24 protein-coding genes, 1 pseudogene and 1 riboswitch are annotated in these 26481 nt (G+C 36.4%); of the genes and pseudogenes, 8 read left to right on the top strand and 17 right to left on the bottom strand.

Going from position 1 to position 26481, the window contains the following annotated elements:
- Positions 1-280: 280 nt before the first annotated feature.
- Entirely contained in the window at positions 281-1330 is a 1050-nt protein-coding gene (locus tag M014_RS0115670; RefSeq protein ID WP_026592590.1) for an NAD(P)/FAD-dependent oxidoreductase, read from the bottom strand.
- 324 nt (positions 1331-1654) lie between these two features.
- On the opposite strand from M014_RS0115670, the gene M014_RS0115675 reads away from it, so the two are divergent.
- Genes M014_RS0115675 through M014_RS0115685 form a run of 3 tightly spaced genes read left to right on the top strand, consistent with a single transcriptional unit; the run spans position 1655 to position 4659 of the window.
- Positions 1655-2578 carry an iron-hydroxamate ABC transporter substrate-binding protein gene (locus tag M014_RS0115675; RefSeq protein WP_026592591.1) on the top strand — a complete coding sequence of 308 codons (924 nt, stop codon included), beginning with the start codon at positions 1655-1657 and terminating at the stop codon, positions 2576-2578.
- A 48-nt stretch (positions 2579-2626) separates the two neighbouring features.
- Positions 2627-3661 (top strand): FecCD family ABC transporter permease, encoded by a 1035-nt coding sequence (locus tag M014_RS0115680; protein WP_026592592.1) that lies wholly within the window; start codon positions 2627-2629, stop codon positions 3659-3661.
- Positions 3658-4659 (top strand): FecCD family ABC transporter permease, encoded by a 1002-nt coding sequence (locus M014_RS0115685; RefSeq protein WP_026592593.1) that lies wholly within the window; start codon positions 3658-3660, stop codon positions 4657-4659. Before M014_RS0115680 ends, M014_RS0115685 begins: the two co-directional genes overlap by 4 nt.
- A 27-nt stretch (positions 4660-4686) precedes the next feature.
- Here the strand turns inward: M014_RS0115685 and M014_RS30150 are convergent.
- Positions 4687-4845, bottom strand: a pseudogene (locus tag M014_RS30150) (DeoR/GlpR family DNA-binding transcription regulator); the annotation flags it as partial.
- A 353-nt stretch (positions 4846-5198) separates the two neighbouring features.
- Here M014_RS30150 and ahpC point away from each other — a divergent pair.
- Together ahpC and ahpF are read left to right on the top strand one after the other, a co-directional pair.
- Positions 5199-5762: an alkyl hydroperoxide reductase subunit C gene (gene ahpC, locus M014_RS0115690; RefSeq protein WP_026592594.1), complete on the top strand. Its 564-nt coding sequence runs from the start codon at positions 5199-5201 to the stop codon at positions 5760-5762.
- A 14-nt stretch (positions 5763-5776) separates the two neighbouring features.
- Positions 5777-7303, top strand: a complete 1527-nt coding sequence (gene ahpF, locus M014_RS0115695; protein ID WP_026592595.1) for an alkyl hydroperoxide reductase subunit F — start codon at positions 5777-5779, stop codon at positions 7301-7303.
- A gap of 52 nt (positions 7304-7355) precedes the next feature.
- Here the strand turns inward: ahpF and M014_RS0115700 are convergent, their stop codons facing one another.
- The 10 genes from M014_RS0115700 to murQ all read right to left on the bottom strand — a co-directional run bounded on the left by M014_RS0115700 (position 7356) and on the right by murQ (position 16536).
- Positions 7356-7964, bottom strand: coding sequence for an SAM-dependent methyltransferase (locus M014_RS0115700; RefSeq protein WP_026592596.1), 609 nt, complete (start codon positions 7962-7964; stop codon positions 7356-7358).
- Between the two features lie 498 nt (positions 7965-8462).
- On the bottom strand, positions 8463-9326 hold the full coding sequence (locus M014_RS0115710) for a MurR/RpiR family transcriptional regulator (protein WP_026592597.1): 864 nt from the start codon (positions 9324-9326) through the stop codon (positions 8463-8465).
- A gap of 25 nt (positions 9327-9351) precedes the next feature.
- Complete coding sequence (locus M014_RS0115715) at positions 9352-10248, bottom strand: N-acetylglucosamine kinase (protein WP_026592598.1); 897 nt, start codon at positions 10246-10248, stop codon at positions 9352-9354.
- Positions 10249-10488: 240 nt separating this feature from the next.
- Positions 10489-11574, bottom strand: coding sequence for a DUF871 domain-containing protein (locus M014_RS0115720; protein ID WP_026592599.1), 1086 nt, complete (start codon positions 11572-11574; stop codon positions 10489-10491).
- 32 nt (positions 11575-11606) lie between these two features.
- On the bottom strand, positions 11607-11936 hold the full coding sequence (locus tag M014_RS0115725) for a PTS lactose/cellobiose transporter subunit IIA (protein WP_026592600.1): 330 nt from the start codon (positions 11934-11936) through the stop codon (positions 11607-11609).
- Between the two features lie 115 nt (positions 11937-12051).
- Entirely contained in the window at positions 12052-13374 is a 1323-nt protein-coding gene (locus M014_RS0115730; protein ID WP_026592601.1) for a 6-phospho-beta-glucosidase, read from the bottom strand.
- Positions 13375-13413: 39 nt separating this feature from the next.
- Positions 13414-13698: a hypothetical protein gene (locus M014_RS0115735; protein WP_026592602.1), complete on the bottom strand. Its 285-nt coding sequence runs from the start codon at positions 13696-13698 to the stop codon at positions 13414-13416.
- Positions 13699-13771: 73 nt separating this feature from the next.
- The gene (locus M014_RS0115740; RefSeq protein WP_026592603.1) at positions 13772-15061 is read right to left on the bottom strand and encodes a PTS sugar transporter subunit IIC; all 1290 of its coding nucleotides are present in this window, start codon (positions 15059-15061) and stop codon (positions 13772-13774) included.
- A 233-nt stretch (positions 15062-15294) separates the two neighbouring features.
- A complete protein-coding gene (locus M014_RS0115745; RefSeq protein ID WP_026592604.1) occupies positions 15295-15606 on the bottom strand; it encodes a PTS sugar transporter subunit IIB in 312 nt (103 codons plus the stop codon).
- Positions 15607-15642: 36 nt separating this feature from the next.
- Positions 15643-16536 (bottom strand): N-acetylmuramic acid 6-phosphate etherase, encoded by an 894-nt coding sequence (gene murQ, locus M014_RS0115750; protein ID WP_255259970.1) that lies wholly within the window; start codon positions 16534-16536, stop codon positions 15643-15645.
- Between the two features lie 374 nt (positions 16537-16910).
- Here murQ and anmK point away from each other — a divergent pair, with 374 nt between their 5' ends.
- Positions 16911-18110: an anhydro-N-acetylmuramic acid kinase AnmK gene (gene anmK, locus M014_RS0115755; RefSeq protein ID WP_026592606.1), complete on the top strand. Its 1200-nt coding sequence runs from the start codon at positions 16911-16913 to the stop codon at positions 18108-18110.
- Between the two features lie 247 nt (positions 18111-18357).
- Here anmK and M014_RS0115760 read toward each other — a convergent pair whose 3' ends face one another.
- Positions 18358-19464 carry a M20 peptidase aminoacylase family protein gene (locus M014_RS0115760; protein WP_026592607.1) on the bottom strand — a complete coding sequence of 369 codons (1107 nt, stop codon included), beginning with the start codon at positions 19462-19464 and terminating at the stop codon, positions 18358-18360.
- A 239-nt stretch (positions 19465-19703) separates the two neighbouring features.
- Here M014_RS0115760 and M014_RS0115770 point away from each other — a divergent pair, with 239 nt between their 5' ends.
- Both M014_RS0115770 and M014_RS0115775 read left to right on the top strand, forming a co-directional pair.
- Positions 19704-20813 carry a mandelate racemase/muconate lactonizing enzyme family protein gene (locus tag M014_RS0115770; RefSeq protein WP_026592608.1) on the top strand — a complete coding sequence of 370 codons (1110 nt, stop codon included), beginning with the start codon at positions 19704-19706 and terminating at the stop codon, positions 20811-20813.
- 14 nt (positions 20814-20827) lie between these two features.
- Positions 20828-21523, top strand: coding sequence for a benzoate transporter (locus tag M014_RS0115775; RefSeq protein ID WP_026592609.1), 696 nt, complete (start codon positions 20828-20830; stop codon positions 21521-21523).
- 337 nt (positions 21524-21860) lie between these two features.
- Here the strand turns inward: M014_RS0115775 and M014_RS0115780 are convergent, their stop codons facing one another.
- The 4 genes from M014_RS0115780 to rlmD all read right to left on the bottom strand — a co-directional run bounded on the left by M014_RS0115780 (position 21861) and on the right by rlmD (position 26055).
- A complete protein-coding gene (locus M014_RS0115780; RefSeq protein ID WP_026592610.1) occupies positions 21861-22568 on the bottom strand; it encodes a M48 family metallopeptidase in 708 nt (235 codons plus the stop codon).
- Between the two features lie 113 nt (positions 22569-22681).
- Positions 22682-23212 carry a DUF1456 family protein gene (locus M014_RS0115785; RefSeq protein WP_026592611.1) on the bottom strand — a complete coding sequence of 177 codons (531 nt, stop codon included), beginning with the start codon at positions 23210-23212 and terminating at the stop codon, positions 22682-22684.
- 260 nt (positions 23213-23472) lie between these two features.
- Positions 23473-24441, bottom strand: a complete 969-nt coding sequence (locus M014_RS0115790; RefSeq protein WP_026592612.1) for a tRNA dihydrouridine synthase — start codon at positions 24439-24441, stop codon at positions 23473-23475.
- Positions 24442-24678: 237 nt separating this feature from the next.
- Entirely contained in the window at positions 24679-26055 is a 1377-nt protein-coding gene (gene rlmD / locus M014_RS0115795) for a 23S rRNA (uracil(1939)-C(5))-methyltransferase RlmD (RefSeq protein WP_026592613.1), read from the bottom strand.
- A gap of 121 nt (positions 26056-26176) precedes the next feature.
- Positions 26177-26278, top strand: a riboswitch (purine riboswitch).
- The last annotated feature ends 203 nt before the right edge of the window (positions 26279-26481 follow it).

Here is a 26481-nt window from a genome sequence, read left to right on the forward strand (position 1 = left end):
ATAGATAAACAAAAAAAGGATTTATAAATAAATCGTTCACGTCTCTATACTCTCTTCTTTCAAAATACATGTAAAAGACGTGCACTGAAGAAACCGGTGTAATACAAATGAGAAAAAAGATAGAAAACAGATAAACACCCAGCCTACTTCCTTACTTAATAAAGATAAGAAAGTAACTGGGTGTTTATCTATTACAAAGATATTTATTTCAAATCCCTCATCATTCATTTACGCATTTTTCTCTATTCATTTCTTTCTTTGACCTTCTTAACACAACCCATTATTTCACCATTTGCTTAATAAGTTCTCGGTTACGCTGTTTGAAAACATCATTATGTGAAGAAACCATTCCATATTCACTCGCATCTGGCTGAATAAATTGTTTCGCCTTATTTACAGCATTGCCACCATCTTGGAAGGCCCCAGCAATTAAGTGCAATTTCCCTTCATGCTTTAGAATATCCCCAGCAGCATATAACCCCTCTATGGAAGATTCACTGCTTGCACTCCCAGCAATAAAATAATTATCAACGATTTCAACATTTAGCTCACTATTTTCCAATAACGTCATATCACGTTCATACCCATGATTAATAATGATTTCATCAATAGATAAATGAGAAACTTCACCTGTTTCTTGATTCGTTAACTCAATATATTCAATTACTTCGTGATTATCATCAGCCATCAACTTTGTAATAGACGTATTAAAGAAACACTCTACCGAACTATTCATAAGTTGAGTAACTTGTGCTTCGTGGCCAGCTAAAGCATCTTTTCTATATGTTAAATAAACCTTTTTCGCAATGGGTTCTAATTCATTTGCCCAATCTATCGCAGAGTTTCCTCCTCCTGAAATAATTACAGTCTTATCTTTAAAACGCTTTAAGGATTTTACAGTATAATTTAAATTTGAGACTTCAAACCTCTCTGCACCTTCAATTGCTAACTTTTGTGGTTTCAATATTCCACTTCCAGTAGCTACAATAACTGTTTTTGAAAAATGCTTTTGACCAGAGAAAGTTGTTAGTATAAAAATTCCCTCTTCATTCCGAGTGATTGATTCTACCTTTTCATTCAACACTACTTTTGGATGAAATGTTAACCCTTGCTCCACAAGTTGCTCAATTAACCGCGCTCCAGTAACTGGTGGCAATCCCCCGATATCCCAAATCATTTTTTCCGGATAAACATGTATCTTTCCACCTAACTGTGGCTGAAATTCAATTATCTTTGTTTTCATTTCTCTTAGTCCACTATAAAACGCTGAGTAAAGCCCTGCTGGACCTCCTCCAATCACGGTCACATCAAATAACTCTTCTTGATTCATTTCCGTTCACTCCTCATTCATTGAACAAAATTGATTATCATTATCAATAAAATATATCTTTTTTTCGTTAAATTTACAATTAAAAATACTATTGACAAGACAAAAAGATAAAATTATATTATTTAAAGGGTTAATATTGATAATCATTATCAATATGTAAACTATTAACAAAATTGGTAGGAAAATAAAGATTCATTTTTAGATCAATCAAGTATTTTATTCTTATAAATCTCGATATCAAGATTTATAAGAATAATTAATAGCGAGACACCTAGCTTGTTAGAAATCTATACATTACAAACACTTTATAGAAGGAGAAGAAAAATGAAAAAATTATTCATTTCACTTACAGTTCTATTTGTACTCGCTATGAGTGCTTGTAGCAATGGCTCTACAGATAAGAAAAACGCTTCAAATGCAAAGGAAAGTAAAACAGAAACAGTTACATACCAATCCGAAAACGGGAAAGTTGAAGTTCCCGCAAATCCAAAACGTGTTGTTGTACTATCATCATTCGCAGGTAACGTAATGTCTTTAGGTGTAAATCTTGTTGGTGTAGATTCTTGGTCTAAAATGAATCCACGTTTCGAGAAACAATTAAAAGATGTTACAGAAGTATCTGATGAAAATATTGAAAAAATCATCGAATTAAATCCAGATTTAATCATTGGTTTATCAAACGTTAAAAATATCGATAAGTTAAAGAAAATCGCTCCTACTGTAACATTCACATATGGAAAAGTAGACTACTTAACACAACATTTAGAAATCGGTAAACTACTAAATAAAGAAAAAGAAGCACAAGCTTGGGTCGATGATTTCAAAAAACGTGCACAAACTGCAGGAAAAGATATTAAAGCAAAAATTGGTGAAGATACAACCGTTTCTGTTATCGAAAACTTTGACAAACAAATTTATGTATTTGGTGATAACTGGGGACGTGGAACGGAAATTCTTTATCAAGAAATGAAATTAAAAATGCCTGAAAAAGTAAAAGAAAAAGCGCAAAAAGATGGATACTATGCATTATCTGCTGAGGTTCTACCTGAATATGCTGGAGATTACTTAATCGTAAGTAAAAACAATGATGCAAATAATTCATTCCAAGAAACAGAATCGTATAAAAATATTCCAGCTGTTAAAAACAATAAAGTTTTTGAAGTAAATGCAAAAGAATTCTACTTTAATGATCCAATTACGTTAGATTTTCAATTAGATTTCTTCAAAAAAAGCTTTCTTGGTAAATAATACAACAATGAGGAATTCTTAAAATAAGAATTCCTCTTCCTTTATTCTATGAAAAGAAAAGATGTGAAACTGATGACAAAAGACAATCTACGTTCCACCTCCTTTATATACAAGTTCATTTTAGGAATCATTATGTTCTTCCTTATTTTTATGCTTGCCATGGTATTTGGCGCAGCAGATACCACCATACAAGATGTATGGACCGCACTTACTTCTAACGCTACTGGAGAAAAGCTCTCCCTCATCCGTGAACTTCGGCTACCCCGTGAAATTGCAGCCATTTTTGTTGGAGCTGGGCTCGCTGTTTCTGGTGCAATTATGCAAGGCATAACGCGAAATCCACTCGCTGATCCAGGATTACTTGGGCTAACTGGTGGCGCCAACGCTGCCTTGGCGATTACAATTGCCTTTATCCCTTCTGCAAACTATTTTCATATAATGATTGCTTGTTTTATTGGTGCCGCTGTCGGGGCCATTATGGTCTTCGGAATTGGTATGATGAAAAAAGGTGGCCTTTCTCCTCTTCGTATTGTACTCGCTGGTGCCGCGGTTTCAGCATTTTTAATCGCGATTTCAGAGGGCATTGGGATTTACTTTAAAATTTCACAAGATGTATCTATGTGGACTGCCGGAGGAGTAATCGGAACATCATGGAGCCAACTGCAGGTCATTGTTCCAGTTATTTCAATTAGTATATTCATAGCAATCTTATTTTCAAAGAAACTGACTATTCTTAGCCTAAGCGAAGAAGTTGCAGTCGGATTAGGTCAAAAAATTATCGTCATTAAAATCATTCTTTTTATCGTTATCATTTTACTTGCTGGTGCTTCTGTTGCACTTGTTGGAAATACGGCATTTATAGGTTTAATGGTACCTCATATGGTCCGTCCTATTGTCGGACCTGACTATCGGTTTGTTATACCGATGTCTGCCATTACCGGTTCTTCTTTTATGTTATTAGCAGACACACTTGGACGTACAATCAACGCACCGTATGAGACGCCAATCGCTGCAATTATCGCAATAGTAGGCTTACCATTCTTCCTATTTATCGTACGCAAAGGAGGAAGATCGTTCTCATGATTCAACAATCTAAAAAACAACGAGTAATTGTGCTCATCTTACTTATACTTATTGCAACAACCATCACAATTGGAATGGGCCTAGGGGCTGCTTCGCTATCCTATGATAGGCTACTGCCGACACTTTTTGGCCAAGGCACATTTAAAGAAGAGTTTATTTTATTTTCTCTTCGATTACCTAGAATTGTAATTACACTATTAGCTGGTATGGCCCTTGCACTATCAGGAGCTATACTACAAGGCATAACGCGTAATGATTTAGCTGAACCTGGTATTATCGGTATTAATTCAGGAGCAGGTGTTGCAATTGCCCTTTTCTTTTTATATTTTCCAATAGATGCAGGGTCATTTGTTTACTCACTACCAATTGTTGGATTTATCGGCGCCTTTATTACAGCTTGTCTCATCTATGCATTTTCATATAGTAAAACTGCCGGACTTCAGCCCATAAGACTGACACTAACAGGAATTGGATTTTCATTCGCTCTTTCTGGAATAATGATTGTACTTATTTCATCTGCTGAACGTGCAAAAGTAGACTTTATCGCAAAGTGGATTGCTGGTAACATTTGGGGGGACGACTGGATTTTTGTTTTCGCACTCCTTCCATGGTTAGCTGTGCTCATTCCATTTACTCTCTATAAAGCAAATCGATTGAATCTCCTTGCATTAAACGAGCATGTAGCAATTGGTGTTGGTGTTGCACTCGAAAAAGAACGCCGCTCACTCCTTATAGCAGCCGTTGCATTAGCTGCTTCTGCCGTTTCGGTCACAGGAGGAATCGCCTTTATCGGACTCATGGCTCCTCACATCGCAAAATCTTTAGTCGGGCCGAGACATCAATTATTTATTCCTGTAGCCATTCTAATCGGTGGCTGGTTATTGTTACTGGCAGACACGGTTGGTCGTAATATTGTAGAACCAAGCGGTATTCCTGCTGGGATTATGGTTGCTTTAATTGGAGCTCCTTATTTTATGTATTTGTTGCTTAAAAAATAAAAAACCCCCTTGAGAATGAATTTTTTCTCAAGGGGGTTTTTGTTCACTTGATTTGCTAAGCATTGCTTGTTTCGCTTCCCCTTCATCGATAGACGTATCTGTCAAACCTTCATGAAAGCTCAGCGTTTTACTTGAAATAAAGGCTTTATCAATATAAATTGACTCTAAATACTGTTTTAAAGAAGCTCCCCTAACAGATAAAAATTTTCACTAAATGAGGTTATGGAAAAAGACCGGCTTGAAATTTCAAATAATATTCAAATTAGAGTTAGCGTTATTGATGGTATCTTTTACTATAATAGAATGAAAGGAAATAATAAATTTTACCAGTATCGCATCTATTTTAAGGGAAAAAACATTACATTTCTAAAACAATTGATAATTATTTTCAATAAAGTTATACATTTCCCTTGACAAAATAAACAATTTTATATGATAATTAATATCGAATTAGAATTATTATTGTTAATTTAAAAACTTTATTCTATGAGCAAGCTAATCTATAATGCTCAAAACCCACATTTAGGAGGAATTTTAATATGTTATTAATCGGAACAGAAGTAAAACCGTTTAAAGCGAATGCTTACCATAATGGAGAGTTTATCCAAGTTACTGACGAAAGTTTCAAAGGAAAATGGAGCGTAGTTTGCTTCTACCCAGCAGACTTCACATTCGTATGCCCAACTGAACTTGAAGATTTACAAAACCAATACGGGGCTTTAAAAGAACTAGGCGCTGAAGTATACTCTGTATCTACAGACACTCACTTCACACATAAAGCATGGCATGATAGCTCAGAAACTATCGGCAAAATCGAATACATTATGATCGGCGACCCTACTCGCACAATCACTAGCAACTTCGACGTATTAGTTGAAGAAGAAGGTCTTGCTGCTCGTGCTACATTCATCATCGATCCAGACGGCGTTATCCAATCTGTGGAAATCAATGCTGACGGTATCGGCCGCGATGCAAGCATCCTTGCTAACAAAATTAAAGCAGCACAATACGTTCGTAACAATCCAGGCGAAGTTTGCCCAGCTAAATGGAAAGAAGGATCTGCAACACTTAAACCAAGCCTTGACCTTGTAGGCAAAATCTAAGGAGCCTGATCAAAATGATACTAGATGCAGATATAAAAACACAACTAACCCAATACCTTCAATTAATGGAGAACGATATTCTACTTAAAGTTAGCGCAGGATCCGATGACGTATCTAAAGATATGTTAGCTCTAGTAGATGAATTAGCTACTATGTCATCTAAGATTACAGTGGAAAAAGCTGAGCTTGAAAGAACACCAAGCTTTAGCGTAAATCGCATCGGTGAAGACACTGGAGTAACTTTCGCTGGTATTCCTTTAGGACACGAATTTACTTCATTAGTGTTAGCGTTACTACAAGTGAGTGGACGTGCTCCAAAAGTTGAACAAAAAGTAATCGATCAAGTTAAAAACATTCAAGGTGAATATCATTTTGAATCTTATATCAGCTTAAGCTGTCATAACTGCCCGGATGTTGTACAAGCACTTAATGTAATGAGCGTTCTTAACCCTGGTATTACACATACTATGATTGACGGCGCTGCATTTAAAGAAGAAGTGGAAAGCAAAGACATCATGGCAGTACCAACTGTTTACTTAAATGGTGAATCCTTCGGCAGTGGTCGTATGACACTTGAAGAAATTCTAGCTAAGATGGGTAATGGTCCTGACGCATCAGAGTTTTCTGATAAAGATCCATACGACGTTCTTGTTGTTGGTGGCGGTCCAGCTGGTGCAAGTGCAGCAATTTACGCAGCACGTAAAGGCATCCGCACAGGTATCGTTGCTGAGCGCTTCGGTGGTCAAGTAATGGATACAATGGGCATTGAGAACTTCATTAGCGTAAAACGCACTGAAGGTCCTAAGCTAGTAGCAAGCCTTGAAGAGCACGTAAAAGAGTACGATATTGATGTAATGAAATTACAACGTGCGAAACGGTTAGAAAAGAAAGAACTTATTGAAGTGGAACTTGAAAATGGCGCTGTTCTGAAAAGTAAGAGCGTAATCATTTCAACAGGTGCTCGTTGGCGCAATGTTGGCGTACCAGGTGAAGCTGAGTTCAAAAACAAAGGTGTAGCATACTGCCCTCACTGTGACGGTCCACTATTCGCTGGAAAACACGTAGCAGTTATCGGCGGCGGTAACTCTGGTATTGAAGCTGCAATCGACTTAGCAGGTATCGTAAAACACGTAACTGTTCTTGAGTTCATGCCAGAATTAAAAGCTGATGCTGTCTTGCAAGAACGTCTTTACAGCCTACCTAACGTAACGGTTCTAAAGAACGTTCAAACAAAAGAAATTACTGGTACTGACACAGTAAACGGTATTTCTTATATCGATCGTGAAACTGAAGAAGTTCATCATATTGAACTTCAAGGTGTATTCGTTCAAATCGGTCTTGTACCAAACACAGATTGGTTAGGCGATACTGTTGAACGTGTTCGCGGTGAAATCGTAACAGACAAGCACGGTGCTACAAATGTACCGGGAGTGTTTGCTGCAGGCGACTGTACAAATAATCCGTACAAACAAATCATTATTTCTATGGGATCAGGAGCGAATGCAGCTTTAGGTGCATTTGATTATCTAATCCGAAATTAATGAACTGATATGAACTTTACAAAAGCAGGTGTCTTATCGACACCTGCTTTCTTTATAATTCTAATCTATAAACTAAAAACCTCTCATTCCCGTTCTTTTCATAAGCTCCAGGCAATCTAACTTCCTTGTTCAGGTCAAAAGCAGTCTGATTCTCTAAGAAAAAGATATAATCTTCCGACGGATAATACAAAATAAGTTCAACATCCCTCTCTACTTCTTCTACCGAAAGCAAAATGTTATTCACTACGTTCATAAATACTTGCACTGAAAATGGATTAAAGAAATAAAATCGATTATCACGTGGATCAATTTCATATTCTTGTGCTAAACAACATTGAAATTGAACTTTATCCTTAATATTCTTTGATTTTCTTGCATAACGCTCACGGTTTTCCATTGCTTCCTTATAGAACTCTTCATTCATTTCAATCCCAACTGCTGAAGCACCGCACTTATGATGCATATAAAAGTTTAGTCGCCCTTTTCCGCACCCAAAGTCTACTATTCGATCATTACTACTTATTTCATATTGATTCAACAGTTCTTCTAGACCACTATATGGCGTTGGTTCATAGCGATGATAGTGTAAAGATTTATTAAATCCTTTTTGTTCTCCAACTGTTTTTATATTTAATACCGCGTCATAATATTGTTCGTTCATGTGTTCACCCTACTCTCTACAAAAAGAATCTTGATACAATCCAGAATCTTTTCGATTTTCCGTCTTTTATTTTCTACGGAATCCAAATTACATGCGATCCAATTTTATCATATGAATCAATTTCATAATTTCCAATTCTAATATACCAAGGATTTTGAGGACACAAAAAGGAGTACTATTCCAAATTTTTGTATAATGTAAATAACAACACAAACCAAAAACAAGAGAAGCCGTTAATTTCCTCTATGCCTATTATATGATTTAGAGTTAATAAGACGATTCCAAACGTTTTTTCTATCTTGATCATCGAACCTCCTATCGAAAGTACTTCAAAATCTTGTCTTGATGGCGATGCTACGATTCTTCTAATAGTAAAAGTTATACAAAGAAAAAAGCCTTATCTTAAATAGACATAGGCTCTTTAAATAACAGTTCAATAACTACGCAGCAAAAATCACAGGTAAATAATTTGTAATGAGATTTATTACACTTTATATCTTAGAAGGATTTTTTTCCTGTGAATCTTAATACTGATTCTCTTGAACGTTCAATTTCTTTAATATTTTCATCATAATATTTTGATGCATATGCATAAAAGATTATGTCAATAGTCAGAAATTGTGCGAATAACGAACTAGTTGCTGCACTACGAAATTTTGCCTCTGGTGCACGAACATGTTGCAAAGACATATCGACTTTGTTAGTTAATCTGTTATTACCAAATCGTGATAATCCAATTGTTTGAATACCAGATGCTTTAGCAATATCAACAAGTTGCAGTACTTCTTCAGTTTCTCCACTATTAGATATACTGAAAAAAACACAATTTTTTGTGGATGCAGCAAGTGCTGTCGCCATGATATGTGCGTCTTGATTTGCACTTACAATCTTTCCTAAACGTAACCATTTATGAGTAATATCTTCCGCAACAAGCCATGAAGCTCCTAATCCATAGGCATAAATAACATCAGCATTTCTCATAGTTTCAACAATTTGATTAAGAATAACTTCATCTAAATAAATCGCTGTTTCTTGTATCGCCTGTACAGAGTTAGAAACTATTTTTTCTTTAATTTCCGCTATTGTTTCATTTGGTTCAATATCATAAAAACCTTTCTTCTCTGGTTGTGAGATATACGATGATAGAGATACCTTTAACTCCGAAAAACTAGCAATTTCGATAGAACGACAAAGTCTAGTGACCGCCGAACTACTAGCATTAGCATGCGCAGCTAATTCATGTATAGTCATTCTAATCACTTCTTGAGGATTGTCTAAAATATATTGTGCTATTTTCCCTTCAGACTTTGGTAATTGATGTAATAAACTCTCGATTTTTAACAATACATTTACAACATGCATATTGAATGGCTCCCTTACCTTTTAATTAACTCATATATTTCAGAGCTAAATAATATCCCCCTAATGTAGATGATACATCTTCTAAAATAAATTGGACTTTCGGTTTTTCTTGTTTAATATTTTCAATAAAGGCGGTTTGTACAGACGGTATATTAGTTAATATACCCCCTTTAATAGCAATTGTAACATCGTTATCAAAATTTAGTTTCTTCCAAACAGCAAGCGTAGTCTTGGCAAGGTGATAGCCCGCTTGCTTGAGAATATTCTCTGCAAAACCATCTCCTGCTTTTGCTTGTTGAACGATTATTGGAACAAATGACGCAATATCCGCTTTAGTTGAGGAATAAATAAATGTTTTTAATTCTAGTACATTCTGATAACCAAGTTTTGTTAGTACCAACTTAGTTAGGTCACTATAATTCCCTTCCCCATCTTCCTCTTGCGTCATTTTAATAAAAGCCTGCATAGCAATCCAATACCCACTTCCTTCATCTCCAAGAATATGTCCCCAACCACCTGCTAATTTTTCAATACCATTATGAATTCCAATACTAACAGAACCGGTTCCTGAAATTGTTAAAATACCATCTTTCCCTTTTAGTAAAGCTGCATGTGCAATAATTCCATCATTGACTATCGTAAACGGGATATGAAACGCCTCAGAGAGAGCATCTTTTATACCTTTTGTATTTTTAACCCCTCCATACCCGGCCAATCCTAGGCATATATACTGGCATTCTTCCTTTTTTAAAGGAACTAAGCATTGTTCAATCGCACTAATAATATTATGCATAGCTTGTTTTTCATCTAAAAGTAAATTTCCGAACCCTGCTTTACCCTCACTTATTTTTTCACCATTTAAATTATAAGCTACCGCTTCCGTTTTAGTACCTCCACCGTCTACTCCAATAATATAACTCATACTGGTTCCTCCTTGTGTATAAAGTGAAACTTTAATTAGTGGGGGTTTTCTTCATCCCCCACTGATTATCAGCCCTCACCAATCGGGCTTTTACGGACAGTCGATCTCCCACCTACCTTCTTTGCTTTTGCCGAATTTTGAGGTGGGAGTCTTACTGTCCGTAAATAGCAGTATAAATAAAAAGAGAAGGAGCGTTCTGTCCCTTCCCTTTCCCTTACTTTGAGGTTTTTCTCGATAAAATCACTTAATTGAAAATTGGAATTTCTCCCAAGGATCGAGATAATCAAGGAGAAAAATTTCCTCCTCAACTATCCGGCCAACCACATTCGTTTTACCTGAATTCTCCATGTCTTTCAACGCAATCTGTAATTCACCCTTGTATTGTCCATATAGCTCATTCTCAATTAAAATGTCTCCTCTTCTAATATCAGGGGTATAGGTTGGTTTAAGTTCTTCTCGTTTATATTTTACACGTGATTGAGTCGAGCGAATAAGGTATTCTGAAACATCTCCACGATAAAAATGAAATTCTTCTAGCACAATCTTTTTCTCTAACTCTGTAATTGTGTCATATAGTTCTATATAAAGCGTTAGCAATTCACTGTTTAATGTACTGAGGGCTTCTAATTCAATCTTTGATGCATATGCGTTAGCAATAATCACATCATCTATTACTCCAGTTGCAAATAAGTGTTTGGCTTGCGTTACAATTGGTAATTCACGATGCATTTCTAATGTACATAAACCTTCTGTTACTGGCCAAGGTCCGTAAGTTGCTGCTTGTGAACTAATGAATGCTGCTGTACGAATATTATGGTGTTTAAATTGCTCACAGCATTTTAGAAAATGAGCATAGCTTAATCCCGCATAACGATGAGGATAGAAATTATGTGACCCTACTAAATTCTCTTTATTAGGCTTATAAGCAATGAGATTATCTAAATAATGCGTTGCATTGCTCATATTAATTTCAACTTTTAAATTATAGGGATTATGTGTCATGATGGACTCTTCAGTTCCTGTAAATCCCATATCTAGACGGATTCCATACGCTCCTAAATCAGCAAAGAATGATAAGTCTTTATAGGAAATATCTAAATCTCCAAATACACGAGGAGATATATCAACCATTACTTCCATACCTAATTGATTTGCAAATGCAATTGTTTCTTTAAATTCCCTCATAATTTTTTCCTTATCACCTTCTACTGACAGCAAGCAAGTAAAGATTTTTTTAAATCCATATTTGTGTGCAAGTGCAATATACTCTATATCTTTTTCTACGGTTGAATGTTCTGGATAAATGGAGATACCTAATTTTCTCATCTTTACATCACCTTTACCTTCCCACATCCCAATTATTGTTGTGGCGCCAGTTTTTTTATGATACGGATCATATGTTCAATCAATTTTTGTTCGCTTATCGCGGTCATTAAGTGATCTTGAGCATGAATCATTAGTAACGTTTTTTCACTTGGAATTCCGTTCAATTCAGCTTGAATTAACTTTGTTTGTGTCTTATGAGCCAAGCTAAGTTCTTCTGCAGCTTGGTTAATAAGATTCGCTGCTCTTTCAAAGTCAAATTCCTCTGCAGCTGTTAATGCTTCATAAGCTAAACCTCTTGCATTTCCACCATGAGAAATAATTTCAAAAATTTCCATTTCGTTATTATTGATTTCCGTTGACATATCATAGCACTCCATATCGTAGTAAAGTATGGGACAATATTCTCTAACTGAAGTTACGTTTCAGAAAATATTATGTCTCAATTTGTCTTTCATATTAAATTTATTATTCTCCTAATCATCTAAAAAATTGAGGCAAATACTCTTTATGGGCTTCTAATAATTTCTGTAATACAGCTTCCGCTAAATCATCACTTGGAATAAGTGGATTAATTGTTAAAGCTAATAAAGCCTTATCATAAGAACCCGTTACGGCTGCCTCAGCACCTACTCTTTCGAATGATTTGATTTGCTGAATTAATCCTTGAATTTGAATAGGCAATTTCCCCATCGTCAAAGGAACTGGTCCATTTTTTGTTACAATACAACTCACTTCAACCGCTGAATCATAATCAACCTCATTAATTGCGCCTTTGTTTTGAATATTTAATACTTGAATTTCCTTTTTGTCATTATAGATAGAAGAAATTACATTACACGCTGCATCACTATAGTATGCACCACCCCGCTTTTCTAATTGTGGAGGTTTCATGTCTAGCTTTTCATCTTTATACAACTCAAATAGATCTTCCTCTAATTTCTTGACAATTTCAGCACGCGTTTTCCCTGATTTAAATGCTTCTAATTCTTCATCTAGAATATTTTTTGTTTTGTAATAATAACGATGATAGGGGCAAGGTACTACGCCTAATGATTTCAAAAATCTTGGATTCCAAGGCAGTGGAGCAATGTTCTTCATTGACATTTGTATCGCTGGATTCCCTAGCATTTCAAGTACTTTCTCTGTTACTTCTTGATCATCAACATATACATGTATTCCGAATACCATATGGTTTAATCCAGCGAAATCAATGTGTACTCTCTCCATTTCAACACCTAACATGTTCGAAATAGACATGTGCATATTAAATGGTACATTACATACACCGATTACTTTTTTATGCTCGCTGTAACGAAGGAGTGCTTCTGTTACCATTCCAGCTGGATTTGTAAAGTTAATTAACCATGCATTTGAGCAAAGTTCTTGCATTTCTTCTGCGATTTCTAGAAGAACAGGGATTGTTCGTAATGCTTTAAATAGGCCTCCTGCACCATTTGTTTCTTGCCCAATTAACCCTAGTTGCAAAGGAATACGCTCGTCTTTAATTCGGGCATCTAGTAAACCAACTCTCATTTGCGTTGTCACAAAGTCAGCATCCTGTAAAGCTTGACGGCGGTCTAACGTCAAATGAATTTCCATAGGAACTCCTGCCTTTTCAACCATTCTTCGTGCTAAGTTCCCTACAATCTCAAGTTTTTCCCTTCCGGCCTCAATATCCACTAACCAAAGTTCTCTAACTGGTAGCTCATCATAACGTTTAATAAAACCTTCAATTAATTCTGGCGTGTAACTAGATCCACCACCAATTGTGGCAATTTTTATTCCGTTTCGCTTTTCCATTTCACTAACACCTCATTTTAGATAACTTACTTTTTTCATTTACGCATAGACAATTGGGTAACAAATTAGTGCACTCGCTACTAATAAAGACAAGAACAAAATTAACGCTTGTTTCTTGTTTTTAAACTTACCTTCAACAAAAATAAGAACAAGAGTTAACCCTGCGCTGATTGCAAAGATATTATCTAGGTACAGTGACAAGCGTTTGTCTATTCCAACTGCATTCATTAAAGGATTAAAGATAAGATTAAAAACAAGAATAAAACTAAAAAATAGAAACGCACTTTTGTAACTAAAAAAGTGAATTCTAGATGTTGAATTCATTTTTATCTCCCTTCTCTCTTTTATATGAAAGGAAGTTTGGAGCAATTAGTCCCAAACCTCCTTTCATGTATTTTTATAAGGCTACGTTTGTGTCCTCTTTTGTTTCTGTTGGATTTTCTTGTGCTAATAGCTTTTGATCATACATTTTAAAGAATGGTAGATAAACAATAACTGAAATCGTAATATTGACTAATACAAGAATAATTGCTCTCCAGTCACCACCCGTTGAAAGGTAGGCACCTATTGGGGCTGGTAATGTCCATGGAACCATTACATATGTCGGATTTACTAATCCGATTGATGTCGCGACATACGCAATTGTTGCACCAATTAATGGTGTCACGACAAATGGAATAATTAAAATTGGGTTTAGCACAATTGGCATCCCAAAAATAACAGGTTCATTGATGTTAAATATACTTGGAACAATTGTTGCTCTTGCCATCGTCTTGCTATAAGTAGATCTTGCTGTTAATAACATCGCAATTACTAATCCTAATGTTGCACCAGATCCCCCAATCCAAATAAACCATTGGAAGAATGTTTCAGGAGCTACGTGAGGGATCGTCTCACCAGCAGCAACTGCCGCTGAGTTATTAGCCAAGTAAACTTCCCAAACTGGACGAGCAACAGCACCTACAACTGATACACCATGAATACCGAATGACCAGAAAAATGTTATTAAAAAGACTGGAATTAATACACCTGGTAATGTATCCCCAGCTTTAATAAGTGGTGCAACAGCTTTATCAACAAGTGAATGTAGATCAACACCTGCAACTACTGTAATTAATGTCATAATAGAGAGTACGATTGTAACTGGTATTAACGCTTCAAATGAACGAGATACGGACGTTGGAACAGAATCTGGCATTTTTATTGTAATATTTTTAGTCTTACATAAACGTATCATTTCAACCGAAAATATAGAAACAATCATCGCTACAAAGAGCCCATGCCCACCGAGGTTTGTCATTGGCAATACAAAACCTATATCTTTCACCATTTTTACGCCTATTGTGAATAAGAAGGCAGCTACAGATAATAATCCTCCTGATAAAGGGTCTAACTTATAGCTTTGAGACAGACTATGACCGATTCCAAAAGTAATATATAGGGTCATAATAAACATTGTTAATCGATAAGGTATTAAAATCTCCGCGATATGTTTTGCTGCCCATTGACCTATTGCGGAATCTGCTGCCACGGGTGGGAAAGCAATGATAAGAAATATGCTCCCAAAGATGATGAATGGCAAAGCAGAAACTACACCATCACGTATCGCACGTAAATGCTTCTGCTCAGACAATTTAGCCATAGGTGTCGATAAATTATTTTCTAAAAAAGCTACAAATTTGTTCATTTGTATTTTCCCCTTTAGATTGATTAGTAGTTAAGATTTCTTGCTAGATTATGTTTTTACTATCCACAAACGAATAAAGTGAAACTTCCAGCAGTTATTTTTTCTCATCCCCCAATGAGTCTGCACCAATCGGGATTTTACGGGTAGGTAATCTCTCACCTACCTTCCTCTTTCCTCTCTGATTCTTGAGGTAGAAGTCTTACTACCCGCGAATAACAAAATAAATAACAACTTTAATTTGATTGTATTATTTCATTAATTAAATTTAATAGAGCAGGTCCACCAAGGGGACTATATGATCGAGCAGGAATCATTAAACACGGGACTCCTGCTTCATCTGCAGAAGCTTTAAAACCATCAAATCGATGTTTTACTTGTGGGGCAACCATAGCAACATCCCAACCGTTTCGAACCTCTGAATCAAATTCTTGCGTACCAACAGCTAATACTTCTAAATTTTGACCATGCTTTTCCCCTTCTTTTTTCAACGCATTTACAACAATCGCACTCGACATTCCACCTGAACATACAAATAATACTTTCATTTTTACTCCCCCTCATAATATTTTTATATTGAAGCTTTAAATTGCTTTTCTTATAAATCCCTCTGCTGCGTTTAAACGCTCTACGGCTTCCTCATAAGAAACATTTGTTAAAATCATAACAATGGCAACCTTAGGTTGATTATTTGCTTTTACTAAGTATTTTTCTGCTACTTCATAACTGCATTCAGTGGCATCCATAACAATACGTTTTGCACGTTCAACCAACTTTTCATTTGTTAACTGCAAATCTACCATTAAATTCCCATAAACTTTTCCAATCCCAACCATTGAAGCTGTTGAGATCATGTTACATACTAATTTTTGAGCTGTTCCAGCTTTTAAGCGGGTGGATCCTGTAAGTACTTCAGGTCCATTTACAACTTCAATGGCAATTGCAGCAATTTTTCCAATCTCTGATTCCTTATTGCAACTTATCGCTACTGTGCCTGCCCCAAGTTGATTTGCATAATTTAGCCCCGCAATAACATAAGGCGTACGCCCACTCGCAGCAATGCCTACTACAACATCGTTACTCGTTAATTGGATTTTTTCTAAATCTTGACGACCTAATATAAAACTATCCTCTGCGCCCTCAACTGCTTTAATAAATGCACTTTCTCCACCTGCGATTAAACCTACTACTTTACTAGGATCAGTATTGAACGTTGGCGGGCATTCTACAGCATCCAACAATCCAATGCGCCCGCTTGTTCCCGCACCCATATAGATTAATCTACCGCCGCGTTTCATCGCCGCAACAATCATCTCTACAGCTTTTGCAATTTGAGGAAGTTCTTTTTGAACACAGTAAGCAACTTTCATATCTTCTTCATTCATCACCTCCAATAGATTAAGCGTTTTCATTTCATCTAAAAATATAGTCTTTTCATTACGCCCTTCCGTTGTTAAATGTTCTAGCATATAAATCATCCTTCTATCATTCGTAATCTAAAAGCTTTTTCGAAACCGCTTTCTTTAATAAGACTATAGCATCGTTAAAAATAAATTTCAATAACCAAAGATAATTTTAAAATAAAATTTCAAAAAATCTACACAATTAGAAAACTAGCGAGTATAATAACTAATTGTCAACGCTTACATTTTTTATAAACTAAAAATAAGAAAAGGATGTATGCCATTAAGTAAAGAAAGCATTTCTAAAAAAAATTAGGTTCATTGGCAATATCAATTTTTTAGGTGAATCACTACTACTTCCACTTAAAGTTTCATCATGGTTTTATAAGAATCACCATTGTCGCTTAGCAAGGAATTAAAAAAATCTATGCAAAGTAGGTGTTATGGTAATGTACATTGTTGGGTTAATGTCTGGAACATCATTGGATGGTATTGATGCTGTGCTTGTCCGTGTGAATAATAGCAAACTAAACACCGAATTAGAAATGATTGAATTTATAACACATCCTTTTCCAAAAGATGTTAGAGAAGAAATTATACAGTCATTGTCTGTAGATACATCTAATGTGCAGCTAATTTGTAGTTTAAACTTTAAACTAGGAAAATTATTTGCAGATGCTACAAAGGAAGTTTGCAAAAAAGCCGAATTTCCTTTAGATCAGCTGGATCTTATAGGATCTCATGGGCAAACGATTTACCATCAGCCCTTGCAAGAACAAAACTTGGTCCCCTCAACTCTGCAAATTGGAGAACCTTCGGTAATTGCGTACGAAACAAATACAACCGTAATATCTAATTTCCGTACTATGGACATAGCAGCGGGTGGACAGGGTGCTCCTTTAGTACCTTATACTGAATATGTTCTTTACCGGAGTGAAACAAAGGGAAGGTTGTTACAAAACATCGGGGGTATCGGAAATGTAACTGTTTTACCTAAGCAATCTTCACTAGATAACATGTATGCCTTTGATACAGGACCTGGAAATATGATTATTGATGAGGTATGTCGCCAATTGTTTAACATAGGATACGATGAAGGTGGTAATTTAGCGAAACAAGGGAAAATAAATGAACAGCTCCTATCATACTGCATAAATCACCCTTATATTATGAGCCCTCCTCCCAAAACAACAGGAAGAGAATTGTTTGGTAAGCAATATGTTGAAAAACTATTAAATAAGTTTAATAATCTTTCAAGCCACGATATAGTAGCAACTGTAACAATGTTTACAGCGCAATCTATTGTAGAGAACTATCGCAACTTTATCCTTCCACAAGTTAAAATCGATGAAGTCATTATTGGAGGCGGTGGCAGCTATAATACAACTTTACTGAAAATGATTCAATCACTACTTGGGGAGTCAATTCAAATTTACACCCAAGAGGAATTAGGATACTCTTCGGAGGCTAAAGAGGCTATAGCGTTTGCTCTTCTTGCAAATGAAACCTACCATGGTAATGTAAGTAACGTTCCAAATGCTACAGGTGCAAAAAACGCTGTCGTTCTTGGGAACGTGTCCTTCCCAACATCAGATCATTGGATTAAGATAAGAAATTCTTTAGAAGAAAGCAGGGATTTCATCAACTGAGGATTTCTTCATCCCCATCTGATGCTTAACTCTAACCAATCAGGCTATCCCTACCTCGTCATTGAAGTAGGGATAGCGCGATAAAGTAAAGAAATTATAATGTTATTCTTATACTCAAAAAATTTTCTCATAGAAATACCGGGAACTATTTGTGCTAGTTTGTATTTCTATCGATTTGAATTTTGTCCTCTAACAAGGCAAAGGATCAATTATGAAATTGATTCAAATGTAAAAAATAAAAACAATACTAGTTTAAAACTTTCAACACAGTTTGCTTCATTATTTCTACTCCATCCATTATGCAAGCATGATCAAATTTCATATAAGGGTGATGTAACCCTGGCTTTAAATTTGCTCCTAATCCTAACATAACGGCTTTTAAATGCGGTCTCTTGACTGTATAATAATGAAAATCATCACTTCCTGTAGTATAAAGCGGTGGTGCGCAACCTTCTTTCCCATATATTTCAATAATCCCTTTGCGCATGATTTGTTCTGCCTCTTCCGAAACCTGTGCCCCAGGCGCAATATCAACCCATCCGTAAGAAATCTTTGTTCCCATTGATTCAGCTGACTGAATGACATGCTCTATCTTTTTCATTAACTCCTCGAGCAATGCATTATTCTCAGCTCTTACATCTAAACCGAATTGTCCATTCCCTGGAATGATATTTAAATTATCTCCACCAGCTTGGCATTTCGTCATTTTGACAGAATATGATTTTTGCGGAGATAGCCATATATTTTTTAATCCGATATTAATCATAGAAAGGACATCAATTGCATTCACACCTTGATGCGGTCGTGCTCCATGTGCATCCTCCCCATGTATATTCGCTTCTAAGAAGGCTGCTGCTCCGTGACGGATAGATGGTGCTGCTTTTTTAAAAGGTAATTCCTCAATTGGACGTAAATGAACACCAAATAAGAAATCAGCGTCATCAACCACACCTTTCTCCACCATTTTTAAAGCGCCGTTCCCTTTTTCTTCTGCAGGTTGGAAAATAAATCTAACTGTTCCGCTTTTCCAACTGGCATTTTTCAATTGTAAAATAAGCCCCATCGCAATCGTCATATGGGCATCGTGACCACATGAATGATTCGCTTTAAATTCTCCATCTACTTCTTGCCACAATGCATCCATATCAGCTCGAATCGCGATAACTGGCTTCCCGTTCCCAACCTCTGCGATCACTCCAGGACAATCATCAAATGTTTTATATGAAATTCCTTCTTCTTTTAGAAATTGAGTGATATAAGCTGTTGTCTCATATTCCTTCCAACTCACTTCAGGGTTTTCGTGTAAATGCTGAAAAATTTCTGTTAAACGCTCTTGTAGCTCTAAAGTTTTCAACCTTCCAGTCTCCTTCCTAAATTCGAAGCAGTTTTTCGTTTATAAAAAATCCTATTTCGAAAAACATATTGAATATTCACTTAAATGTCAAGAGATTGTCCCTTCATTTCTTTTGAAATATAATAAGATAATTAAGATTAAAATTCTGAAAATTCTTTTTAAACCACTCATCATTTATCTAAACTCCTTATGAATACGTATAACTTTAAATCTATGACACAAAGGACGTGAATTATACAATGAAAATTACAGCTATTCACATTTATGCAATTCGTTTACCACTTCGTAACCCATTTGTTATTAGCTATGGCTCTTATCCTGATATGCCATCTATTATCGTAAAATTGGAAACAGATGAGGGCATTATCGGTTACGGCGAGGGAGTTGCTGATGATCACGTTACAGGTGAGTCATGGGAAAGTACTTTCCATATTTTAAAACACACGTTGGCTCCAGCACTAATTGGGAAAAACCCAATGAATATCGAAAAAATACACGACATCATGAGTCAAACAATTTACGGTGTACCTACTGCAAAAGCTGCGATTGATATTGCCTGCTTTGATGTAACGGGGAAAAAACTTGGCCAACCTGTATATCAACTAATTGGCGGACGCTATCATGAAAAATTCCCTGTCACTCATGTCTTAAGCATCGCTTCTCCAGAAGATATGGCAGAAGAATCTGCTTTCATGATTCAAAAAGGATACCAATCTTTCAAAATGAAAGTCGGTACAAATGTAAAAGAAGATGTAAAAAGAATTGAAGCTGTACGTAAGCGTGTAGGAAATGATATCGCCATTCGTGTTGATGTAAACCAAGGTTGGAAAAATAGCGCAAATACATTAACAGCACTTCGTTCATTAGGGCATTTGAACATCGACTGGATTGAACAACCTGTTGTAGCAGATGATATTGAGGCAATGGCTCACATTCGCTCTAAAACAGACATCCCCCTTATGATTGATGAAGGACTAAAAAGCTCTCGTGAAATGCGCCAAATTATTAAACTGGAAGCAGCCGATAAGGTAAATATAAAACTAATGAAATGCGGCGGTATATACCCCGCTGTGAAACTCGCTCATCAAGCGGAAATGGCAGGTATTGAATGTCAAGTTGGTTCCATGGTTGAATCATCTGTTGCATCTTCTGCAGGATTTCATGTTGCCTTCTCTAAAAAAATTATTACAAGTGTTGAGCTGACCGGGCCATTAAAATTCACGAAAGACATTGGAGATTTATCTTACGACATACCATTTATTCATTTAAACCAAAAGTCAGGATTAGGTATTGAGGTTAACGAGGATACATTACGTGAATTAACTGTCTTTCAAGACGTTGTTCGCTAAAGGAGGACTACACCATGGATATCCTTTATGAAGGAACATTAAAACAAAATGTGCAAAACTTTCAAGTTACAACATTATCGTTAAATCACGTTGAGGAAATCCTATTATTACAGGATATCATAATTGAAGCATTAGAAAATAAGGATCGTCTGCAGCCTCTGACACTAGAAGAATTTCGATACATATTAAACAGTAATGGCATGATGATAGGTGCCTTTGCAGGAGACCAATTGATCGCATTCCGTGCCCTATTAGTCCCTCCTATTGATGAGGATCATTTAGGACTTGATATTGGTTTAACACATGAAGAATTAGAGCGGGTTATCTATCAAGAAATTTCAAACGTCCACCCTGACTATCGTGGCAATGGCATGCAAAAAATATTAGCGAAAGTCATTATGAAAAAGTTACAACAAGCCGATGGTAAATTCGATTACGTTTGTTGCACCGTTGCGCCATTTAACATTCCGAGTTTAAAAGATAAATTTGCGCAAGGAATGGAAATTGCGGCGCTGAAGGAGAAGTATGGCGGTAGTATGCGGTATGTTTTTGTAAAGGAGTTGCGTAAAGATAAGGAAAGAGATTGGACGGATATTAAAAGCGTTCCGATGAATAATACTAGTGAACAACAGGCATTACTTGCGGAGGGGTATCGTGGGTATGAGATGGAGAAAATAGATGAGAATTTTATTGTGAAGTTTGGACAATAAAGTGAAATTTTAATCAGTGGGGGTCTTCTTCATCCCCCACTGATTATTAGCCCCCACCAATCGGGCTTTTACGGGCAGTTTATCTCCCGCCTAACTTCTTAAAGAAAAGTGGAAGTGGCTCGTCCAGAATGTGAGGGGATGGAGCTTCTGACATAGAGGTGTTTTTTACCTCGCAGGAAGAAGCGAAGCCACCGAACATTCTAGCCACTGGAACTGGACGATGCTTTCACTCAGTTTTGAAGCGGAAATATTACTGCCCGCAAATATCTGGATAAATTAGGGTTCTACGTTATTTTAAGCCATATACTCTACATGTCTAGAGTAATAGTAACCGCCACTAAACAGTCATCTTCCAACTTGATAACGCTAACCAGTTTTCCATCTCCTTATAATCAGGCATTATCTTCCCAACAAGGCGCCAAAAAGAGCGATCATGATTTAGATGAACCATATGGCACATTTCATGAACGACTACATAGTCGATCACCCTCTGTGGTGCCATTGCCAGCTTCCAATTAAATGTTAACTGTAGATTTGAATCACAAGTTCCCCATGTACGGTTACTATCTGAAATACGGATGGAACGCGGTTTTGTTTTAAAGTTGCTTTGATACGATTTAATACTCTTCTCTACTAACGCTTTACACTGCTTATAATAAAACCGTTTTAAAGCTTGTTTTATTTTCTCATCTTCAAGCTCTTTCACATATATATGCAGCTTATCACCTTCAAACACTGCATTGTCTTGCCCAATACTTGCATCTTGAGAGATTTGTATCGGATATGTGTTTCCTAAATACAGAAAACCCTCTCCTTGATCATAAGCCTTTTCCTGCGGTCCAAGCACTCGCTCCTGCATTTCCTTACGTGTTCTCTGAATCCAATCCCATTTCTCCTCTAACAATTGAATTATATATTCAACTGGCGTCCCTTTCGGAGCTTGCACTTCAACATTCCCATAAGAATCTACATAAAGACGTACGGATTTTTTCTTCTTATAATTTATATGAAAATTAATCGTCTCACCTAAATATGTATGTATCATTTCATCACCTAGCGTATTTGTTCTTATTATTTTACAAATAAAAAAGAGTAGGCTATAAACGTCCTACCCTACCTATTATATCATTTACTGCTTTACCATGAATGTTACAATGCTTATCCTCTATACTTTACAGCTAATCCCTTTAAGAAATTCCTTGCGTATCTATCACCACACTCTTTGTAATTCTTGTGGCCTTTCTTTCTTAATAGAGCGCCTAACTCTCCTTTTGTCACCTTAACACCCACGCTATCTAATATAGCAAGTACATCTTCACTCGTTAATGATAGTGCTATTTTCATTTTCTTTAAAAGAAGATTATTGGCACTCTCATTGCCCTGTAAAGGTGCTGCTTGTCCTGCAGGTTGCCCCGGTTTCGGATCTTGCTTTCCTCTTTTTAAAGTAATAAAGCCATTTAAAAATGATTCTAACATCATCATATCGCATGTTAATACATAATCATCTTCGACTACATCCGCATTTTCAGCTTCATGTTGTGGACTTTTCTTTACTTTTGTAAGCATATCAACTACTTCTTCTTTCGTTACTTCCATGCCACCAAGTTTAAATATCTCTACCATATCTATATCTTTTATATCCATAGCATATCTTACTCTTTTTAATATATCGTTGTTGCTCATTGCCATTGTTAGTCCTCCTAAAATATTGATTATTTATACAGCTGTTAAAGTTTATCCTCTAACATGCTTTAAACTATCATGTTTAATATAACCTTTCAGTTAATGTCCGCCAAATTAATACTTTAACATTTTAAAGATAAGTTTTATAGTCTCCCTCGAACTTTTCTCCACCATTGTATCTATGGATCTCTTACTTGTTCGTTGTATGCTAATAAAAAGGTTTCTCTCTTAACATTAAATAAAAGAAAAAACAGTGCTTTGATTTCTCAAATACACTGTTCTTTTCCAAAGTTATCAAGCAATGCACGCACTTCATCTGTTGATTTCGTACTCATCAATTGATTTCTTAATTCAGCAGCTCCATGGAATCCTTTTACATAAATTTTGAAAAAGCGATGAAGCCCTGTAATTGAACGTGGTAGTACTTCCGCATATTGATCTTGAAGATCCAGCTGTAGTCTTAAAAGATCAAGGTATTCTTTACTACTATGCTCTTTTGGCTCTTTTTCAAAAGCAAAAGGATTTTTAAAAATACCTCGCCCGATCATAACGCCATCAATACCATATTGCTGGGCAAGCTGCAGCCCAGTTTGACGGTCAGGAATGTCTCCATTGATTGTTAGTAGCGTATTCGGTGCGATACGGTCACGTAATTTTTTGATTTCCGGGATTAGCTCCCAATGCGCATCTACTTGGCTCATTTCCTCTCTTGTACGTAAATGAATAGAAAGGTTCGCAATATCCTGTTTTAAAATATGCGTTAGCCACGCCTCCCACTCATTTAACTCCTTATAGCCAAGTCGCGTTTTCACGCTGACAGGCAGTCCGCCCGCTTTTGCTGCTTGAATAAGTTCTGCCGCAACGTCTGGACGCAGAATAAGGCCACTACCTTTTCCTCTTGATGCCACATTCGGTACAGGGCAGCCCATATTAATATCGATGCCTTTAAATCCTAGCTCTGCCATGCCAATACTCATTTGACGGAAATATTCAGGATTATCCCCCCAAATATGTGCCACCATTGGCTGTTCATCTTCTGTAAAAATCAAACGGCCACGCACACTTTTCATGCCCTCTGGATGACAATAGCTATCCGAGTTTGTAAACTCTGTGAAAAATACATCCGGTCGCCCGGCTTCACTTACTACGTGACGAAAAACGACATCTGTCACATCTTCCATTGGTGCAAGTACAAAAAATGGTCGTGGTAAATCACGCCAAAAATTATCTATCATTTCAAACTCAAATCCTCTCACTATGATCAAAATTTCAAGCTCTCGGTCAAAAAATATAAAGCCAAATGTTACATTTATACCATACGTAATAACTTATTATCAAACACAAATATATGTGGACATTTATAATTTGTGAAAATCAGCAATGTTTATTTTAACTACAATCGGGCCTGAATGGTATGTTTATAAGCCAAAAAGCAGATGGTATAGATTTTTTCTATATCAACTGCTTTTCTATTATACCAACTTAAGCCAAGCCACACACTCCACATGAGTAGTATGCGGGAACATATCAACAGGTTGTACTTCCTGCGTTTTATATCCGCCTTCTTCTAATACTTTTAAGTCACGTGCAAGTGTCGCCGGGCTACATGATACATATACAACACGCTTCGGCTTCATATCAATAATCGTGTTTAATAAGGCCTCATCGCAGCCTTTACGCGGTGGGTCTACAACGATTGTGTCTGCGATTACACCTTCTTTATACCAGTTTGGAATAACTACTTCTGCTTCTCCTACTGCAAATTCGGCGTTTGTCATGTTGTTTAATGCCGCATTTCGATTTGCATCCTCAATTGCTTCTGGAACGATTTCAACGCCATATACTTTCTTCGCTTTTTGCGCTAGGAATAGTGAGATTGATCCGATTCCGCAGTATGCGTCGATAACTGTTTCATTTCCAGCTAGTTTTGCGTATTCTAATGCTTTATCATATAGCACTTTCGTTTGTTCTGGGTTTACTTGGTAGAAAGAACGTGCCGAGATAGCAAATTTAATATCGCCGATAAAGTCATAAATATATTCCGATCCGTATAGGACTGTTGTTGTGTCTCCAAAGATTACGTTTGTACGTTTCGTGTTTACGTTTTGAACAATTGATTTTACATTTGGGAACTTCGCTGTAATTTCTTCGATGATTGTCTTATTATTTTGAAGTTCTGCCGTACGTGTAATGAAGACAAGCATAATTTCCCCTGTTACTTGTCCGTAACGGGCCATTACGTGACGAAGTGTGCCTTTATGACGTTCTTCGTTGTACGCTGTGATTCCGTGTTTTTCACAAATACGTTTTACTTCTTGAATTAACGTATCGTTTTCTTCTGCTTGAATTAAGCATGTTTCCATATTAATGATCTCATGCGTGCCTTGACGATAGAAACCAGCTACAAGCCCGCCTTCACGTTCTCCAATCGGTACTTGTGCTTTATTTCGATACACCCAAGGATTTTCCATACCAAGAACCGGATGAACTGGTACATCGTGAAGTCCGCCGATGCGTTGCATCACGTCACGCACTTGTTTTTCTTTCGCCTTTAGTTGTCCTTCATATGTTAAATGCTGAAGCTGGCAACCACCGCATTGGTTGTATACTGGGCATTCTGCATCTTTGCGATATGGGCTTTCTGTATGAAGCTTCATTAAACGACCAAATGCGAAATTCTTCTTTACTTTAATAATTTTAATTTGTGCTTCTTCGCCTGGTAATCCGTTTTTTACGAAAATAGGATATCCTTTTACCTTCGCAACACCGGCACCATCATGTGTTAAATCTTCAAATACTACATCTATAAACTCGTTTTTTTCAACTGGTGGCTTCATTTTAGTACTCATCTTCCGACCTCTCTTTTTCATAACACTGCGTTACATTTTATCATACTTATATAGTCTTTTTCTATTGGAAGAAAAAAACCTATTGACGATGCTTCTCTATTAGTGTTACGCTACTACTAATTTAATACGGACGATGTTACCTCATATATACTCGATAATATGGATCGAGAGTTTCTACCCGGCAACCGAAAATTGCTGGACTATGGGGAAACTAATGAATATTAGCTTTTTTGTGTATACAAAGACTCATATTGATTAGCTTTCTCTCATAGATGAAAGTAAATCCATATGGGTCTTTTTTTATTTTTTACTTTTCTAAAAGGTCAGACATCTTACGTATGACATGAAACCTCTACTACTTTTATTTATTAGTTATATAACGAGCGTTTTATGTAAAAACTTTATACGAACTTCTGAAAGGGGCTA

It is taken from the genome of Bacillus sp. UNC437CL72CviS29 (assembly GCF_000482345.1).
GTDB classification, from domain to species: domain Bacteria; phylum Bacillota; class Bacilli; order Bacillales; family Bacillaceae_G; genus Bacillus_A; species Bacillus_A arachidis.

What these genes read in the sequence shown, in the direction of transcription:
- M014_RS0115670 (WP_026592590.1), bottom strand. Translation starts at nt 1,330, where the DNA reads ATGAATCAAGAAGAGTTATTTGATGTGACCGTGATTGGAGGAGGTCCA.
- M014_RS0115675 (WP_026592591.1), top strand. Translation starts at nt 1,655, where the DNA reads ATGAAAAAATTATTCATTTCACTTACAGTTCTATTTGTACTCGCTATG.
- M014_RS0115680 (WP_026592592.1), top strand. Translation starts at nt 2,627, where the DNA reads ATGAAAAGAAAAGATGTGAAACTGATGACAAAAGACAATCTACGTTCC.
- M014_RS0115685 (WP_026592593.1), top strand. Translation starts at nt 3,658, where the DNA reads ATGATTCAACAATCTAAAAAACAACGAGTAATTGTGCTCATCTTACTT.
- ahpC (WP_026592594.1), top strand. Translation starts at nt 5,199, where the DNA reads ATGTTATTAATCGGAACAGAAGTAAAACCGTTTAAAGCGAATGCTTAC.
- ahpF (WP_026592595.1), top strand. Translation starts at nt 5,777, where the DNA reads ATGATACTAGATGCAGATATAAAAACACAACTAACCCAATACCTTCAA.
- M014_RS0115700 (WP_026592596.1), bottom strand. Translation starts at nt 7,964, where the DNA reads ATGAACGAACAATATTATGACGCGGTATTAAATATAAAAACAGTTGGA.
- M014_RS0115710 (WP_026592597.1), bottom strand. Translation starts at nt 9,326, where the DNA reads ATGCATGTTGTAAATGTATTGTTAAAAATCGAGAGTTTATTACATCAA.
- M014_RS0115715 (WP_026592598.1), bottom strand. Translation starts at nt 10,248, where the DNA reads ATGAGTTATATTATTGGAGTAGACGGTGGAGGTACTAAAACGGAAGCG.
- M014_RS0115720 (WP_026592599.1), bottom strand. Translation starts at nt 11,574, where the DNA reads ATGAGAAAATTAGGTATCTCCATTTATCCAGAACATTCAACCGTAGAA.
- M014_RS0115725 (WP_026592600.1), bottom strand. Translation starts at nt 11,936, where the DNA reads ATGTCAACGGAAATCAATAATAACGAAATGGAAATTTTTGAAATTATT.
- M014_RS0115730 (WP_026592601.1), bottom strand. Translation starts at nt 13,374, where the DNA reads ATGGAAAAGCGAAACGGAATAAAAATTGCCACAATTGGTGGTGGATCT.
- M014_RS0115735 (WP_026592602.1), bottom strand. Translation starts at nt 13,698, where the DNA reads ATGAATTCAACATCTAGAATTCACTTTTTTAGTTACAAAAGTGCGTTT.
- M014_RS0115740 (WP_026592603.1), bottom strand. Translation starts at nt 15,061, where the DNA reads ATGAACAAATTTGTAGCTTTTTTAGAAAATAATTTATCGACACCTATG.
- M014_RS0115745 (WP_026592604.1), bottom strand. Translation starts at nt 15,606, where the DNA reads ATGAAAGTATTATTTGTATGTTCAGGTGGAATGTCGAGTGCGATTGTT.
- murQ (WP_255259970.1), bottom strand. Translation starts at nt 16,536, where the DNA reads ATGATTTATATGCTAGAACATTTAACAACGGAAGGGCGTAATGAAAAG.
- anmK (WP_026592606.1), top strand. Translation starts at nt 16,911, where the DNA reads ATGTACATTGTTGGGTTAATGTCTGGAACATCATTGGATGGTATTGAT.
- M014_RS0115770 (WP_026592608.1), top strand. Translation starts at nt 19,704, where the DNA reads ATGAAAATTACAGCTATTCACATTTATGCAATTCGTTTACCACTTCGT.
- M014_RS0115775 (WP_026592609.1), top strand. Translation starts at nt 20,828, where the DNA reads ATGGATATCCTTTATGAAGGAACATTAAAACAAAATGTGCAAAACTTT.
- M014_RS0115780 (WP_026592610.1), bottom strand. Translation starts at nt 22,568, where the DNA reads ATGATACATACATATTTAGGTGAGACGATTAATTTTCATATAAATTAT.
- M014_RS0115785 (WP_026592611.1), bottom strand. Translation starts at nt 23,212, where the DNA reads ATGGCAATGAGCAACAACGATATATTAAAAAGAGTAAGATATGCTATG.
- M014_RS0115790 (WP_026592612.1), bottom strand. Translation starts at nt 24,441, where the DNA reads ATGATAGATAATTTTTGGCGTGATTTACCACGACCATTTTTTGTACTT.
- rlmD (WP_026592613.1), bottom strand. Translation starts at nt 26,055, where the DNA reads ATGAGTACTAAAATGAAGCCACCAGTTGAAAAAAACGAGTTTATAGAT.